3 protein-coding genes are annotated in these 16442 nt (G+C 73.7%); 2 read left to right on the top strand and 1 reads right to left on the bottom strand.

Annotated elements, in window-relative coordinates; all coding sequences use genetic code 11:
* Window positions 1-35 precede the first annotated feature (35 nt).
* On the bottom strand, window positions 36-1469 hold the full coding sequence (locus FHR82_RS38820) for a cytochrome P450 (protein ID WP_221464831.1): 1434 nt from the start codon (window positions 1467-1469) through the stop codon (window positions 36-38).
* A gap of 280 nt (window positions 1470-1749) precedes the next feature.
* On the opposite strand from FHR82_RS38820, the gene FHR82_RS38815 reads away from it, so the two are divergent.
* Both FHR82_RS38815 and FHR82_RS38810 read left to right on the top strand, forming a co-directional pair.
* Window positions 1750-15087 (top strand): non-ribosomal peptide synthetase/type I polyketide synthase, encoded by a 13338-nt coding sequence (locus FHR82_RS38815; RefSeq protein ID WP_311771479.1) that lies wholly within the window; start codon window positions 1750-1752, stop codon window positions 15085-15087.
* Window positions 15087-16442 (top strand): phthiocerol/phthiodiolone dimycocerosyl transferase family protein, encoded by a 1356-nt coding sequence (locus FHR82_RS38810; RefSeq protein WP_184815637.1) that lies wholly within the window; start codon window positions 15087-15089, stop codon window positions 16440-16442. The genes FHR82_RS38815 and FHR82_RS38810 overlap by 1 nt, the downstream gene beginning before the upstream one ends.

The raw sequence follows: 16442 nt of genomic DNA, 5'->3' as shown, positions 1-16442 counted from the left end.
GTGTTTCCCTTCGGTTGTGACGCACCATGCCGTGGTCAGGCCGTTTCGCGGAGCACGATGGGCAACCCGTCGGCGGGCGCGGGCAGCGAGGTGAACCGCCACGGCGCCTCGTAGGCGGCGGGAAAGGTCCATTCGAACCGGCGCAGCAACGCGTCGAGGGTGGCTTTGACCTTCGCCATGCCGAAGTGCATGCCGATGCACTTGTGCACCCCGGCCCCGAACGGCAACCAGGTCAGGCGGTGGGCGCGGTCCTCGCCGCCCGGCCCGCTGAACCGTTCCGGGTCGAACCGGTGCGGCTCCGGCCACTGGTCCGGCAGGAGCTGGTTCACCGCTGTGCACACCGACACCAGGTGGCCCGCGGGGACGAAGTGGCCGAGGATGTCGGTGTCCCTGGTCGTCACCCGCATCGCGATCGGTGACGGCGAGACCAGGCGGATGCTCTCCTTCACGACCAGTTCGAGCGTGTCGAGCCCGCGCAGGCGGTCCACGCCGTAGGGCAGGCCGGCCCGCGCGACGGACTCGGCCCTGGCCCTGCGCTGCCACTCGGGGTGCTTGCCGAGGAAGTAGACCGCGGCGAAGGCGGCGGTCGTCGTGGTGTCGTGGGACGCGATGAGCGTGAAGAGCATGTGGTGGGCGATCTGCTCGGTGGTGAACCCGTCTGTTCCGCCGACCCGGCTCAGCACCGACAGGAAGTCCGCACCCGCACGCGAGCGGGCGGCGGGCACCTCGTCGGCGAGGTGTGCGATGAGCGCGCGCCGCGCGCGGTGTGCCCGGTGCCACTGGGTGCCGGGCACCCGGAGGCGCACCAGTGCGGTCTCCGCGCGGATGCACTGTTCGACCGCGGTCATGATGTCCCGGCCCTCGGTGTCGTACGGCACGCCGAGCAGCGCCATCGCCGTCATCTGCCCGGACAGTGTCCGGAGCGCGGGAACAGCGGGGAACCGGTGCTCCACCGGCCATCGCGCCACGTACGCGTCGGCGTCGGCCGCCATCTGCCGGAGGTAGCCCGCCAGCGCGTCCTCGCCGTAGGCCGCCTGCATCAGCCTGCGGTCCGTGAGGTGCGCGGACGAGTTCATCGCGAGCAGGCCGCCGTCGAACCAGGGCCCGATGATGTCGGGCCACCCGCTCGCGAACGCCCTGTTCTTGTTGGTGAGGACCTCGTGCACCGCGTCGGGCCCGGACGCGGCGACGACCTTGCGGCCGAAGGCCTGCCACCAGGCCACGGGCCCGTGCCTGCGCATCAGCTGCATCTGGAAGGCCGGGCCGTGGCGCACGGTGTTGATGCCCAGACCGACGAACGGGATGCCGCGGTCGCCCATCACCGGCTTCAGCCCGCTGCCCGATGGCGGCTCCGCCAGCACGTCCGCGCGCAGCGGCGCGCGTTCGAGCAGCGCGTCGAACCAGTGCGACGTGTCCACCTCGACGAGGCGGGCGTTCTCCGTGGCGACGTTCCGCCGTCGTGTGTCCATGTGAGCAGGCCCTCCCGGAGCTCGTCGGAGCTCGTCCTGGGGAGTCGACACCTGCCTGCCATCCGAAATGCATCGCCCGTACATCCCCGGCGCACCTGCCGGGCATCGGCGCGGCGGCGCGACGGATGCCGGGCGGAGAGGACCGGCTGCGAGATTACGTCCTCGTCTCCCGCGGCAGTCGGCGCGTCGAGGCAAACGGCGACGAGATCAGACGAGATCCTTGGGGGGCCGTGAGGTGCCAGTCGAGTCCAATGGTGTGCCAGCCGCGGGCAGACCGGATGTGCCTGCCGGGGAGCCGGTCGCGATCGTCGGCATGGGATGCCGCTACCCGCGCACCATCTCCTCGCCGGACGAGCTGTGGGACTTCGTGGTGGGTGGCGGCAGCGCCGCGACGCCGGGTTTCCCCGCCGACCGCGGCTGGGACCTGGCCGCGCTGACCGCCACCGAGCCCGGTGCGCCCGGCGCGACCTACGTGCGCGGCGCGTCGTTCGTCGACGGCGCCGGTGACTTCGACCCGTCGGTGTTCGGCATCAGCCCCCGCGAGGCGCTGGCCATGGATCCCCAGCAGCGGCTCCTGCTCGAGGTCTCCTGGGAGGCGGTCGAGCGGGCCGGGATCGACCCGACGGCGCTCGCGGGCACCCGCGCCGGCGTCTACTTCGGTGTCGTGGCGCAGGAGTACGGCCCCCGGGTGTACCTCGGCGACGCGGACCAGGCAGGTCACCTCACCACGGGAACGGCGCCGAGCGTCGCGTCGGGACGCGTCGCCTACACGCTCGGCCTCGAGGGGCCCGCGGTCACCGTGGACACCGCCTGCTCGTCGTCGCTGGTGGCCATCCACCTCGCGGTCCGGGCGCTGCGGGCGGGAGAGTGCTCGCTCGCGCTGGCGGGCGGCGCCAACGTGGTCTGCGCACCGAGCATCCTCGTCGGGTTCGCGCACCTCGGTGCGCTGGCCCCGGACGGTCTCAGCAAGCCGTTCTCCGCCGCCGCCGACGGGTTCGGCGTCTCGGAAGGGGCCGGGGTACTCGTCCTGGAACGGCTGTCGGACGCGTTGCGGCACGGCCACGACGTGCTGGCGGTGCTGCGCGGTACCGCGATCGGCCAGGACGGCGCCTCCGACGGCCTGTCCGTGCCCAACGAGGCCGGTCAGCGCCGGGTGATCCTCGACGCCCTGGCCGACGCGGGCCTGTCGCCCGCCGACATCGACGTCGTCGAGGCCCACGGCACGGGGACCAGGGTCGGCGACCCGATCGAGGCACGCGCGCTGCTCGCGACCTACGGCGCCGCCCGGTCGGCCGCGACCCCGCTGCTGGTGGGCTCGGTCAAGTCCAACATCGGCCATCCGCAGGCCGCGTCCGGTGTCGCCGGTGTCATCAAGGCGGTCGAGGCCATCCGGCACGCGGAGGTGCCCGGCACCCTGCACCTGGCGGGCGTCACCGACGCCGTCGACTGGTCACCCGGCACCGTCCGGGTCGTCGGGGAGACCACCCGGTGGCCGTCGTCCGGTGCACCGCGGCGGGCGGCGGTCTCGTCGTTCGGGATCAGCGGGACCAACGCCCACGTCATCGTGGAACAGGCACCCGATGCCACCGCCGTGGTCAGGAACACGGCGGCGCCCGGGGTCGTCGTGCCGCTCGTCCTCTCGGCGAAGACGGACGCCGCGCTGCGCGAGCAGGCCGCTCGGCTGCACGCACACCTCACCGAACGGACCGAGCTCTCTCTCCCCGACGTCGCGCACACGCTGGCGGGCCGGGCGCGGTTCGAACACCGCGCGGTGCTGGTGGCCGGCGAGCGCACGGAGGCGCTGAACGGGCTCGCGGCACTGGCCGACGGCAGGCCGGACGCCGCCGCCGGCTGCGCGGGGGAACCGGGTGTGGTGTTCGTGTTCCCGGGGCAGGGTTCGCAGTGGGCGGGCATGGCGGTGGAGCTGCTGGCGGCCAGCCCGGTGTTCGCGGCCGAGATCGCGGCGTGCGACCGCGTCTTCGCCGAGTTCACCGACTGGTCGCTGCTCGACGTGCTGCGCGGCCGGGCGGGGGCGCCGGGGCTGGACCGCGTCGACGTCGTGCAGCCCGCGTTGTTCGCCGTCATGGTCTCGCTCGCGCGGTGCTGGCAGTCCTTCGGCGTCGAACCGGCCGCGGTGATCGGGCACTCCCAGGGCGAGATCGCCGCCGCCTACGTCGCGGGCGCGCTCTCGCTGCGGGACGCGGCGCGGATCGTCACCCTGCGCAGCAAGGCGATCGTGGACCTCGCGGGCACCGGTGGCATGGTCTCGGTGCCGCTCGGCGCCGCCGACGTCGAAGCCCGGCTCGCGAGGTGGGCGGGCCGTCTCGGTGTCGCCGCGGTCAACGGACCCCGGTCGACCGTGGTGTCCGGCGACGCGGAGGCCGTCGACGAGTTCCTCGCGCACTGCGCGGCCGACGATCTCCGGGCCCGCCGGATCCCCGTCGACTACGCGTCGCACTCCGCCCACGTCGAGGCGCTCGAGGCGACACTGGCACGGGAGTTCGACGGCATCGCGCCCATGCCGTGCCGGGTCGACCTCATCTCCACGACCACCGGCGGCCTCGCGGAAGGACCCGACCTGGACGCCGGGTACTGGTACCGCAACCTGCGCCGGACGGTCGGCTTCGAGCACGCGGTGCGCGTGGCGCACGACCGGGGCCACCGGATCTTCGTCGAGGTCAGTCCCCACCCCGTCCTGACCGTCGGGGTCGAGGAGACCCTGCAGGAGGTCGCCGAGGACGGCACGACGGTGGTCACCGGCAGCCTGCGGCGCGACGAGGGCGGTCTCCGCCGCCTGCTCGCGTCGGTCGCCGAGGTCCACGTCGCGGGCGAGCCCGCCGATCTCGTCGGCTACCTCCGCGACCACGAGCCTCGGCACGTCGACCTGCCCGGCTACGCCTTCCAGCGCAAGCGCTACTGGCTGCCGCCCGGCACCGGCGAACAGACCGGCCCGCGCGTTCCCGGTGGCGTCGGGCACCCGTTCCTCGCCGCCGCACACGACCACCCCGAGAACGACGGGCTCCAGTTCACCGGCGTCCTGTCGCAGGCGACCCACCCCTGGCTCGCCGACCACGCCGTGCACGGGGTCGTCCTGCTGCCCGGTGCCGCCGTCACCGAGCTCGCCATGTTCGCCGGGCAGCAGGCCGGCTGCCCCGCGGTCACGGAGCTCGTGCTGCACGAGCCGCTGGTGATCCCGGCGGGGACCGCGGTCCTCGTCCGGGTCGTGGTCGCCGACACCGCCGCCGGCGACACCGCGGAAGGGCGCGCGGTGCGGATCTACTCGCGCACCGAGTCGGCGGACCGGCTCGACGTCCGGCGCGCGTGGACCAGGCACGCCGAGGGGGTGCTGGCACCGGAGCAGACGGTCCAGGACACGGCACCGGATGTCTGGCCGCCTGCCGGGGCCGAGCCGGTCGACGTGTCCGACGGCTACGAGCGGCTCGCGCGGCGCGGGTACGAGTACGGGCCCGCGTTCCGGGGCCTGCGCGCCGTGTGGCGGCACGGCGACGACGTCCACGCCGAGGTCGCGCTGCCGGACGGGGTGGGCGACGAGCACTTCTGCCTCCACCCCGCGCTGCTGGACGCCGCACTGCACGCGTTCCAGTACGCGGCCGCGGGCCGGGAGGCGGCACCGGACACGGTGCTGTTGCCGTTCGCCTGGGAGGGTGTCCGGCTGCACGCCGTCGGTGCCTCGGCCCTGCGCGTGAGCATCGTGGCGACCGCGCCCGACGTGTACCGGCTGACGCTGCGGGACCCGGACGGCAGGCTCGTCTGCACCGTCGACGCCCTGACACTGCGGCCGATCGACCTCGGCCGTCTCCGCGCCGCGGGCACCCGCACCGGGGACTCGCTGTTCGGTCTCGAGTGGACACCGGTCACCCAGCAGGCCGGTCCGGACGGCGGGCCGTCGTGGGCGGAATGGCCCTCGGTGTCCCCGTCCGGCGTGACCGTGCTGCGCTGCGTGCCGCAGGACGAGCCCGCCGGGGCGGATCTGCCGAGGCGGACCCGGCAGGCGCTGCTGGACGTCCTGCAGGTGGCCCAGCGCGTGCTGACCGAGCCGGAGTTCGACGTCGGCACGCTGGTGGTCCTCACCGGACGTGCCGTCTCGACCGGTGCCGGCGAGGACGTCGCGGACCTGGTGCACGCGCCGGTGTGGGGGCTGCTGCGCAGCGCGCAGACCGAGAACCCCGGCCGGATCGTCCTGGCCGACGTCGACGACTGGTCCGCGTGGCGGGAGGTGGTGTCCGCCGCGCTCGCCAGTGGCGAACCGCAGCTGGCGGTCCGGCACGGCGTCGCCAGGGTGCCCCGCGTCGTGCGCGCCGCACCGGCCGTCGCGGGCGTCGAGCGCCTGAACGACCCCGACTGGCGGCTGACGACGCGGGGCGAGGGCACGCTCGACGCGGGCAACATGGCGCTGACGAGTCCGCCCGCCACGCCGGAGCGGCTGGCGGGCGGTCAGGTCCGGGTCGCGGTCCGCGCGGTCGGGCTGAACTTCCGGGACGTGATGATCGGCTACGGCCTGTACCCCGACCCGGAGGTCGACCTCGGCAACGAGGTGGCGGGTGTCGTCGTCGAGGTGGCGGACGACGTCGAGGCCCTCAAGCCGGGCGACCGGGTGATGGGCATGTGCTACGGCGTCGGTCCCCAGGCGGTCCGCGACCACCGGTACTTCAGCACATTCCCGGCCACGTGGTCGTTCGAGCAGGCGGCGGCGATCCCGGCCGCGTTCCTCACGGCCTACTGCTCGCTGCGCACGCTCGCGGCAATCACGGCGGGGCAACGGGTTCTCGTCCACGCCGCGACCGGCGGGGTGGGGATGGCGGCGATCCAGCTCGCCAGGCACTGGGGCGCCGAGGTCTTCGCCACCGCGGGCACACCCAAGTGGACCACCTTGTGGCGCCTGGGCTTCGACGAGGACCACGTGGCGGACTCGCGCACCCTCGAGTTCCGCGAGCGGTTCCTCGACGCGACCGGCGGCGCGGGCGTCGACATCGTCCTCGACTCGCTCGCGGGTGAGTTCGTCGACGCGTCGCTGGACCTGCTGCCGCGTGGCGGTCATTTCGTCGAGCTGGGCAAGACCGACATCCGCGCCGAGGAGGAGGTCGCGGAGCACCACCCTGGCGTGTCCTACCGGCACTTCGACCTCACCAGGGTGGGGCCGGCCGAGGTCGGGGCCGTGCTGGCCGAACTGGCCGCCATGTTCGACCGAGGTGACCTGCGCCCGCTGCCGGTCTCGGTGCGCGACGTGCGCCAGATGCCGGAGGCGCTCACGTTCCTCAGCCAGGCCCGCCACACCGGCAAACTCGCGCTCACCATCCCCAGGACGCTCGATCCGGATGGGACGGTGCTCATCACCGGCGGCACCGGTGTGCTCGGCGCGTCCCTCGCGCGGCACCTGGTGGCCCGGTACGGGGTCAGGCACCTGCTCCTGCTCAGCCGCGGTGGACCGGACACCCCCGCGGCGAAGGAGCTCGCACGCGACCTCACCGAATCGGCAGGTGCCGACGTCCGGATCCTCGCCTGTGACGTCGCCGACCGGGACTCGCTCGGTGCCGCGCTCGCACAGGTCCCCGCGCGGCACCCGCTGACCGCGGTCGTCCACGCCGCGGGCGTGCTCGACGACGCCGTGTTCGGCGCCCTGTCACCGGACCGGCTCGACCGCGTGCTGCGGCCGAAGGTCGACGCCGCGTGGCACCTGCACCGGGCGACCGAGCGGCTCGACCTGGCCATGTTCGTGCTCTTCTCCTCCGCGGCGGGGATCCTGGGCACCGCAGGCCAGGCGAACTACGCCGCGTCCAACACGTTCCTCGACGCGCTGGCGGAGCACCGGCGCCAGCGCGGCCTCCCCGCGACCTCGCTCGCGTGGGGGCTGTGGGCCCAGGACTCCGGGATGACCGGGCACCTCGACGACCGGGACCGTGCGCGCCTCACGGGCACCGGCTTCATCGCGATGTCCATAGAGGACGGTCTGGCGCTGTTCGACGCCGCGGTGGCGAGCGGCAGGCCCCTGCTCGTCCCGGCGCACCTCGAGCTGCCGACCGCGGCCGACGTGGGGGAGTGGCCCCCGGTCCTGCGCGGGTTCGCCCGGCCCGCCCTGCGGGTCGCGAGCACCGGCCGGGACGCGACCCGGACACCGCGCTTCGCCGACGGGTTCGGCGGGATGACGGCGGACGAGCAGCGGGCGGCGGTACTGGAACTGGTCCGCGGCGTCGCCGCCGACGTGCTGAGGCACGAGTCACCGGAGGCGATCGATCCGGGCATGGGCTTCAAGGAGATGGGCTTCGACTCGCTGGGCGGCGTCGAGTTCCGGAACCGGCTGCGGAAGGCCACGCGGCTGCCGGTCCCCGCCAACGCGGTGTTCGAGTACCGGACCCCGCTCGCGCTCACCGAACACCTTCTCACGCTCGTGGCACCGGCGTCCCCGGAGCCGGTGCGGTCCCCGGTGCCGGAGGCGCCGCCGACCGTCGTCGACGGCACCGTCGAGTCCACTGTGGACACAACGCCCGCCCTGCCGCTGAGCCGGTACCAGCGGGACGTCGTCGCGGTCGCGCTGACGTACCCGGACCTGCCGCTGTCCCAGCCCACCGGGTACTTCCGGCTGCGTGGCGCGACCGACGTCGACCGGATGCGGCGGGCGATCCGGCGCACCGCGCTCCGGCACGACGCGATGCGGCTCCGGTTCGAGGTGGACGGTGACGAACTGCGGCAGCGGGTGCGCCCCGGCTACCCGGACGTCGAGGTGGTGTCGTTCCTCGCGGAACCCGACCCGAAGGCGGCGTGCCTGCGGTGGATCGCCGGCACCACGGACACGGTGATCCCCCTGGACGGCAGCCTGGCGCAGGCGGTGGTCCTGGTCGATGACACCGACTCGCTGGTCGTGTACTGCCGGTTCCACCACGCGGCCGCCGACGCGTGGGGCATCAACATCGTGATCCGGGAGATCCGCGAGGCCTACCGGTCCGGCGACCTCGACACCGCCGCCGGCCGTGCGCCCAGCTGCCTGGACGCGGTCCGGGCGGACGAGGAGTACCGGCGTTCACCGGACTGGCAGGCGGACCGGGACGCGCTCGTCGCCGCGGTGACCCCGCTCCGCCCCGCGCTCTTCGCGCGCAACGCGACCGTCCGCGGCCACCACAGGAGGCAGACGTCGTTCGACGTCGACGCCGCGACCGCCGACCGGATCAGGGCGACGGGCCGCTCGATCTTCTCCGTGACCGCGGCCGCGCTCGCCACCTACCTGCGCCGGACGCACCGGGACGGCGACATCGTCCTCGGCATCCCGCTGCTGAACCGGCGCACGCCGACCGAGCTGTCGACCATGTCGCACGTCACGAACGCCCTGCCGCTGCACGTGCCCGTCGACGAGAGCCGGACCCTGCTCGACCTCGCCGACCGGATCCGGGCCGACGTGTGGGACCTCTCGGCCCGTCAGCGGTTCGCGCTGGGCGACCTGCGTGCCGCGCTGCGGGAGCACGGCGTGCGCGACCGGGACCTCTTCGACGTCACGTTCTCCTACATCACCGTGCCCGCGGGAGAGCTCGACGCGGACGTCGACCTGACCGTGCTCTCGTCCGGGTACTCCCTCGACGCGGTCAACATCGTCGTCCGCGAGCACGAGTCCGACGGATCGCTGTCGGTCGACGTGTTCCACGCCGAGGACGTCTTCGACGACGCCTTCTCCTTCGAGTCGGTGACCGGGCACGTGACCCGGTTGCTCGACAACGCGCTCCGGGCACCGGAGACACCGGTGGGTGAACTGGCGGTGCTCGGTCCCGACGAGGTGGCGGCCATCGCCGGGTTCGAGCGCGGACCCGAGGTCGGGTTCGACGAGGCGGCGACGCTCGACGTGCTGGTGGCGGCCCAGGTCGCCAGGAGCCCGGAGCGGGCCGCGGTCGTCGGGACCGACGCGGACGGGAACGCGGTCACGCTGTCGTACGCGGCGTTCGGCCAGGCGGTCGCCCGGCTCGCCGCACGGTTGCGCGCCGGCGGCATCCGCCCCGAGGAGTGCGTGCCGGTGCTCCTGCCGCGCTCGGTGGAGTTCCTGGTCGCGGTGCACGCGGTGCACGCGGCGGGCGGCGCGTACGTGCCGGTCGATCCCGACCATCCCGAGGAGCGCGTGCGAACCGTGCTGACCGACTGCGGTGCGCGGGTCGCCGTCGCGGACACCCGGTCGGCGAACCTGTTGGCAGACCTCGGCATCCGGTCGGTCACACCGTCCGGTGAGGACAGTGGGGCAGCGCCGGTCGCGGCCGCTGTCCGGCCCACCGACCTGGCCTACGTCATCTACACGTCGGGCTCGACCGGCATCCCGAAGGGCGTGATGATCGAGCACCGTTCGGTGGTCAACCGCCTCGCCTGGATGCAGCGCAGGTACCCGCTGGGCGCCGACGACGTCGTCCTGCACAAGACACCGGCCACGTTCGACGTGTCGGTGTGGGAACTGATGTGGTGGGCGCACGTCGGCGCCCGCGTCGCGGTGGCACCGGCCGGGGCCGAACGCGACCCGCGCGAGCTGGCCGCCGCGATCGAACGGCACGGGGTGACCGTCGTCCACTTCGTACCCGCGATGCTCGGTCCGTTCCTCGACCACGTGGAGGAGAACCCGGGGGCGGGCGACCAGGTGCGCACGCTGCGGCGGGTCTTCTGCAGCGGCGAGGCGCTGGTGCCCGCACTGGCGGACCGTTTCCGCTCGGTGTTCGCCGCGGCAGGCCTCCCCGAGGTGCGGCTGGTCAACCTGTACGGACCGACCGAGACGACGGTCGACGTGTCCTACTTCGACATCCCGCCGTCGGGTCCGGTCGAGCGGGTGCCCATCGGCAGGCCGATCGACAACACCGCGCTGATGGTGCTGGACGCGGCGGGCAGGCGGTGCCCGGTCGGCGTACCCGGCGAGCTCAACATCGCCGGTACCGGCGTCGGCCGCGGCTACCTCGGGCAGCCCGCCCTCACCGGTGCGGCGTTCGTCGTCGACGAGTCGGTACCGCGGCGGCGGCGCTACCGCACCGGTGATCTCGTGCGGTGGCTCGCCGACGGGACCGTCGAGTTCCTCGGCAGGCTCGACGACCAGGTGAAGGTCCGCGGCAACCGGGTCACGCTCGGGGAGATCGAGAGCGTGCTGGCACGGTGCCCGCACGTCGCGGCCGCGGTGGTGCTCGACGAGCACACCGACTCCGGGACCCGGCTGGTCGCCTACCTCGTGCCCGCCTCGGCGGACCGGTCGGCGCTGACCGCGTCCGTCGTCGACTTCCTCGCGCAGCGCCTGCCCGCGTACATGATCCCCGCGGAGTTCGTGCAGGTCGACGAGCTCCCGCTGACCCCGAGCGGGAAGGCCGACCGGCAGGCGCTGGCCGCGCTCGGCCGCCACGAGCACGGCACGGACGAGCCGAGCAACCCGGTCGAGAAGGAACTGGCCGAGATCTGGACCGATCTCCTCGGTTCGAGCGCCTTCGGTGTGCGGGACGACTTCTTCACCGTGGGCGGCGACTCGATCCTGGTGCTGCGCATGCGGACCGAGGCCGAGAAGCGCGGGCTCGGTTTCGACGTCGAACGGTTCTACACCAGGCCCACCATCGCCGGCCTCGCCGCGCAGGTCGCCGATCCCGGCGCGCGACCGGCCGGGGACACCGGCGTGCCCGCCCCGTTCGAACTCGTGCCGCTGATCGACCGGGCCGGTATCGGCGAGGAGGTCGAGGACGCGTTCCCGGCGACGCGGCTGCAGCTCGGCATGCTCTACCACAGCATGCAGAGCGCGGACTCCGCGCTGTACAAGGACGTGTTCGCCTACCGGCTGCGCATGCCGTGGCGCGAGGACGAGTTCCGCCGCGCGTATGACCGGCTGGTGCGCAGGCAGCCCGCGCTCCGGTCCAACTTCGACCTCACCGGCCGCTCGACCCCGCTGCAGCTCGTCTACCGCGAGGTCGAGGCCCCGCTGGTGATCGTCGGGGACGGCGACCTCGACGAGTACCTGGCGGACGCGGCCCACGCGCCGTACCCGCTGGTCTCGGACCGGTCCGGGGCCCCGTCGGCGCTGCACGGCATGCGGGTGTTCGTCCGGCCCGGCCACGTCGACCTGGTGGTCAACTTCCACCACGCGATCCTCGACGGGTGGAGCGTCGCCAACCTGGTGAGCGAGCTGCTGCGGGACTACCTTTCGCACGGCGACCTGCCCGCGAGCGGCCTGCCGTGTTCGACGCTGCTGCTCGCCGAGCACGCCCGCGCCGAGCGCGAGTCGCTCGACGACGCCGCCACGCGGCGGTTCTGGGACCAGGCGCTGGCCGGGGCCCGGACGACGACTATCGAACCCGCCCGCAGGCACGTCGCTCCCGGGGACGACGACGTCAGGACGATGAGCCTGCCTCGGTGGCTGGACCGGTCGGTCAAGGAGTTCGCCCTTCGGCACCGCCTGCCGCTGAAGTCGGTCCTGCTGACCGCGCACTGCCTCGCGCTGGGCATGATGTCCGGGTCGGACGACGTCGTGACCGGGGCCGTGACCCACGCCCGGCCGGAACGCGACGGCGCCGACCTGTGCGCCGGGCTGTTCATCAACACCGTTCCGGTGCGCCTCGACGTCCGGCGGCAGACCTGGCGTGAGGCCGTGGCGCGGATCGTCCGGTGGGAACGGGACGCGTTCCGCCACCGGCGGCTGCCGGTCGCCGCGCTCGACTCCGGCCGCGACCTGCCGGTCTTCGGCACCGCGTTCAACTTCGTGAGCTACCACAACCTCGGTGACGTCCTCGGTGACGTTCCCGGCGACATCGAGCTCACGGACGTGACCGTGCGGGAGGAAACCAACTTCGCACTGCTGAACACCGTGCTGGTCGACCCGCGCGACAGCCGGATCTCGCTGCGGATCAGCACGGGCGGGGACACGCTGACCGGCGCGCAGTGCGCGGAGTTCGGGCGGGCCTTCGTCGAGCTGCTCGGTGAGATGGTGCGGGAGCTCGACAGCCCGGTCGACCTCGCGCGGGCACGACGGCACGACGTCACCGAGATGGTGGCCAGGGTCGCGGCGCTGCGCCCGGCGGCCACCGCGGTCGCGGACGACGCGGAGGAGCAGGACTACCGAGGGCTGTCGGACGCCGCGGACACGGTCGCGCAGGAGCTCCTCGCGAGGGGCATGCCGCCCGGGGCGCGCGTGGCCGTCCACATGCGACGGTCGGTGGACCTCATCGCGGTGGTGCTCGGCGTGATGCGCGCCGGCGCCGCCGTCGTCCCGCTCGACCCGGCCTACCCGGCGGCCCGCCTCCGTGAGATGGCGGCGATCGCCTGCCCGTACCTCACGGTGGCCGACCAGGACGGGGCGGCCGTGCTCGCCGAGGTGACCACGGTCGTCGAACCAGCGGCCCTCCTCGGCGGCCCCGGCGCGGACGCACCGGCACTGCCCAGGATCGACCTCGAGGACGTCGCCTACGTGTTGTTCACGTCCGGCTCGACCGGTGAGCCGAAGGGCGTCGCGCTGCCGCACCGCGCGCTCGCCAACCTCATCGAGTGGCAGAACCGCCGCGCCAGCGGGGCGGTGGGCGCGACCACGCTGCAGTTCGCGCCGCTGAGCTTCGACGTCTCCTTCCAGGAGATCTTCTCGACGCTCGCGGGCGGGGGCACGCTCCGCATGATCGCCGACGAGGTCCGGCAGGACATGGGTGCGGTGCTGGGCGTCATCAACCGGGCCGGGGTGCGGCGGGTGTTCCTGCCCTACGTGGCGTTGCAGGCACTCGCGGAGGTCGCCGCCGCGACCGGCGAGTACCCGGCGTCCCTGCGGTGGATCGTGTCCTCCGGCGAGCAGCTGCGGATCACTCCCGAGATCCGGGCGCTGTGCGGTGCGAACCCGGCCACGGCCCTCGAGAACCAGTACGGTCCCACCGAGACCCACGTCGTGCTCGCGCACGAGCTGCCCGCCGCGGTGGCCGACCACCCGGCACTGCCGCCGGTGGGCACGGCGGTGGCGCACACGGGCGTCTCGCTGCTCGACGAACGGCTGCGGCCGGTGCCGCCCGGGGTGAAGGGCGAGATCTACGTCGAGGGTCCCGCCGTCGCGCTGGGGTACGAGAACCGGCCGGCCCTCACCGCTCAGCGGTTCGTCGCCGGGCCCCGGGGCTCGGTCCGCTACCGCACCGGTGACATCGGCATCAGCCTGGCGAACGGTGACATCGTGTGCCTCGGCCGTGCCGACGGCCAGGTCAAGGTCCGGGGCTACCGGGTCGAGAGCGCCGAGGTCGAGCTCGCGCTGCTCGCGGTGGGCGGGAAGCACCACGGCATCGAGCAGGTGGCGGTCGTGCCGAGCAGGCTCGGCGGCGCGGACGCGGTGCTGCGGGCCTTCCTGGTCGGCGGCCCGCACCGGGCCGGGACCGACACGCTGCGCGCCGAGCTGCGCCAGGTCCTGCCACCGCACATGGTGCCGTCGACGTTCCAGTGGGTCGACGCGATTCCGCTGACCCCGAGCGGAAAGCGCGACGACGCGGCACTGCGTGCGCTCGGCGCGCGCAGGTCACCGGCCGTCGGCGACCAGAGCCCGCCGGGCGACGACCTCGAGGTGACGGTCGCCGGTGTGCTGGCGGAGTTCGCCGGGCTCGACGAGCTCGCGGTGGACACGAGTTTCTTCGACGCCGGGGGCACGTCGATCGGCGCCACCCGGGTCGCGATGACCATCGCGCGGCGGTGGGGAGTGGAGCTGCCGCTGCACGCGTTCCTCGCGGGCCCGACCGCCAGGGAGCTCGCCGCCGCCATCCGGTCCCGCGACGACCACCGCGCCTTCGACCCCGTCGTTCCCCTGCGCGAGCACGGGGACGGGCCGCCGCTGTTCCTCGTCCACCCCATCGGCGGCAACGTCTTCTGCTACCGCGAGCTGGTCCGGCACCTCCCCGCCGGACGCGCGGTGTACGGCCTGCAGGCGGCGGGCGCCGAACCGGGCACCGTGCCGATGGCGTCGATGGAGGCCATCGCGGACTCGTACCTCGCGGCGATCCGCCGGGTGCACCCGGCGGGCGCCTTCCACCTCGCCGGCTGGTCGTTCGGCGGTTACGTCGCGTACGAGATCGCAGGCAGGCTCGACGAGGCGGAGCTGTCCACGGTGACGCTGCTCGACACCATGGCGATCGGGGACGGGCCGAGGACCCCGCTCGACGAGAAGCAGCTGATCCTCCTGTTCTTCCGCGAACTGCTCTGGTATTCGGGTGGCGAGGAGCGGCTGGCCGCCGAACCCGACCCGGTCGGCGAGAACGCGGGCGACCTGTTCGACGCGGTCCTCCGCACGACGATCGAGCTCGGCATCCTGCCCGCCGACGGGTCGCCGCAGCTGCTCCGCAGGCTGTACGGGGTCTTCCGGGCCAACTACCAGGCCACGATCGCGTACCGCTTCGAGAAGCTGGACCGGCGGTTGCTGGTACTGCGGGCGACCGAGGAGCTGCCGTCCGCCTTCGCCGGTGCGCACCGCGCGCTCCGCAGCATGTTCGCGAGCCCGGACAACGGCTGGCGGCACTGGGCCGGGTCGCTCGCCGAGACGGTGACCGTGCCGGGCAACCACCTGTCCATGTTGGACACCCCGCAGGTGGGTGTGGTCGCGGCGAGGCTCGGCGACGCCATGCGCCACGCCGATACCGGCAACCGGCCGGAGGTGGACTGATGCACGCGGATGAGGTGCGGCGGGCGATGAGCCCGATGGAGCGCTGGTACTGGGTCTGCGACCAGCTCTCGCCGCTCAACGTCGTCGCCAGGGTGCACGTGCGTGGTGCGTGCACACCGGAGGACCTCGAGCGGGCGGCGGCGCTGCTCGTGGCGGAGCACCCGCTGTTGCGGGTGGCGGTCGACGCCGGGCCTGTCGGCGGCCTGCCGCGGTTCACCGGCGCGGCGACCCCGCGGATCCCGGTCCGTGCCGTCGACGCCGAGGCGTCCGAGGTGGACCGCTGGGTGCGGGAGGTCGGCGACGTCGAGCTGACGACGTCGCTCGACCTGCGCACCGGACCGCCCGCGCGGCTGGTCGACGTCACCAGGAACCGGGGGACCGCCGACGAGTGCCACGACGTGATCCTCACCGTGTCCCACGTCGTCGCCGACGGCACCACCGCCATGGAACTCCTGCGCAGGCTGGTGGAACTGGCCGCCGGGGCGCCGCCCCGGCCGTCGCGGCCCGCGCTGCCGCCACCCGAGGAGCTGCTGCCGAGGTGGGTCAACCGCCTCCCGAGGGCGGTGCACTTCGTGGTGACGACGCTCGCCGACGGCATCGCCGCGGCGGTCGCCCGGCCGCGGCGGCTCACGCCGTCGACGCCGGTCGAACCCCGCCACCGGCGGACCAGGTTCATCCACCACGAGCTCACCGCCGCGCGGCTGGCCGAGCTGACCGCGCGGTGCAGGCGCGAGGGCGTGACCGTCCACAGTGCACTCACCGCGGCGATGGCGATCGCGGTGGCTGGATCGGCACCCGGCCGGGTCACCATCGGGTCTCCGGTGGACTTCCGCGCGGAACTGGCATCTCCCGTCGGCCCCGCCGACATGGGCGCCTACGTCGCCACCGTCCCGTCCCACGTCGAGGTGCGGGACACGGGGCGCCTGTGGGAGGTGGCGCGCGGCGCGTCCCGGGACCTGGGCCGCCGCACGCGGTTCCACCAGCACCTCGCGCTGGTCTCCCTGCTGCGGTTCATGTCGCCGCGGTCGGTCGCCACGAGCGCGCGGGCCGTCGCGATGGTCGACCGGATGGGACCGGGGAACGTCTGCCTGTCGAACATCGGGCGCTACGACTTCCCCGACCGGATCGGGGAGTGGGCGCTGTCCGGGGCCCAGTTCATCGCGGACGTCTCGGTCAGCGGCTGCCTGGTGGCGACGGTGAACACCAGCCACGCCGCACTGCACTGGAACTTCACCTACATCGACGGTGCGATCCCCGGCGAGCGAGCCGAGCGGCTCGCGGACGGTGCGGTGCGGGCCCTGCTGTCCGGGCTGGCGCCCACCGGTACCGCGGTCGGCACAGGAACGAGAGGTTGA

The sequence above is a fragment of the Actinophytocola algeriensis genome (assembly GCF_014203735.1).
Taxonomy (GTDB): domain Bacteria; phylum Actinomycetota; class Actinomycetes; order Mycobacteriales; family Pseudonocardiaceae; genus Actinophytocola; species Actinophytocola algeriensis.
Note: the sequence above shows the minus strand (reverse complement) of the source record. Positions and strands in the feature narration are given on the sequence as shown.

Coding starts and splice junctions, on each gene's coding strand:
- FHR82_RS38820 (WP_221464831.1), bottom strand. CDS start 1,469: ATGGACACACGACGGCGGAACGTCGCCACGGAGAACGCCCGCCTCGTC.
- FHR82_RS38810 (WP_184815637.1), top strand. CDS start 15,087: ATGCACGCGGATGAGGTGCGGCGGGCGATGAGCCCGATGGAGCGCTGG.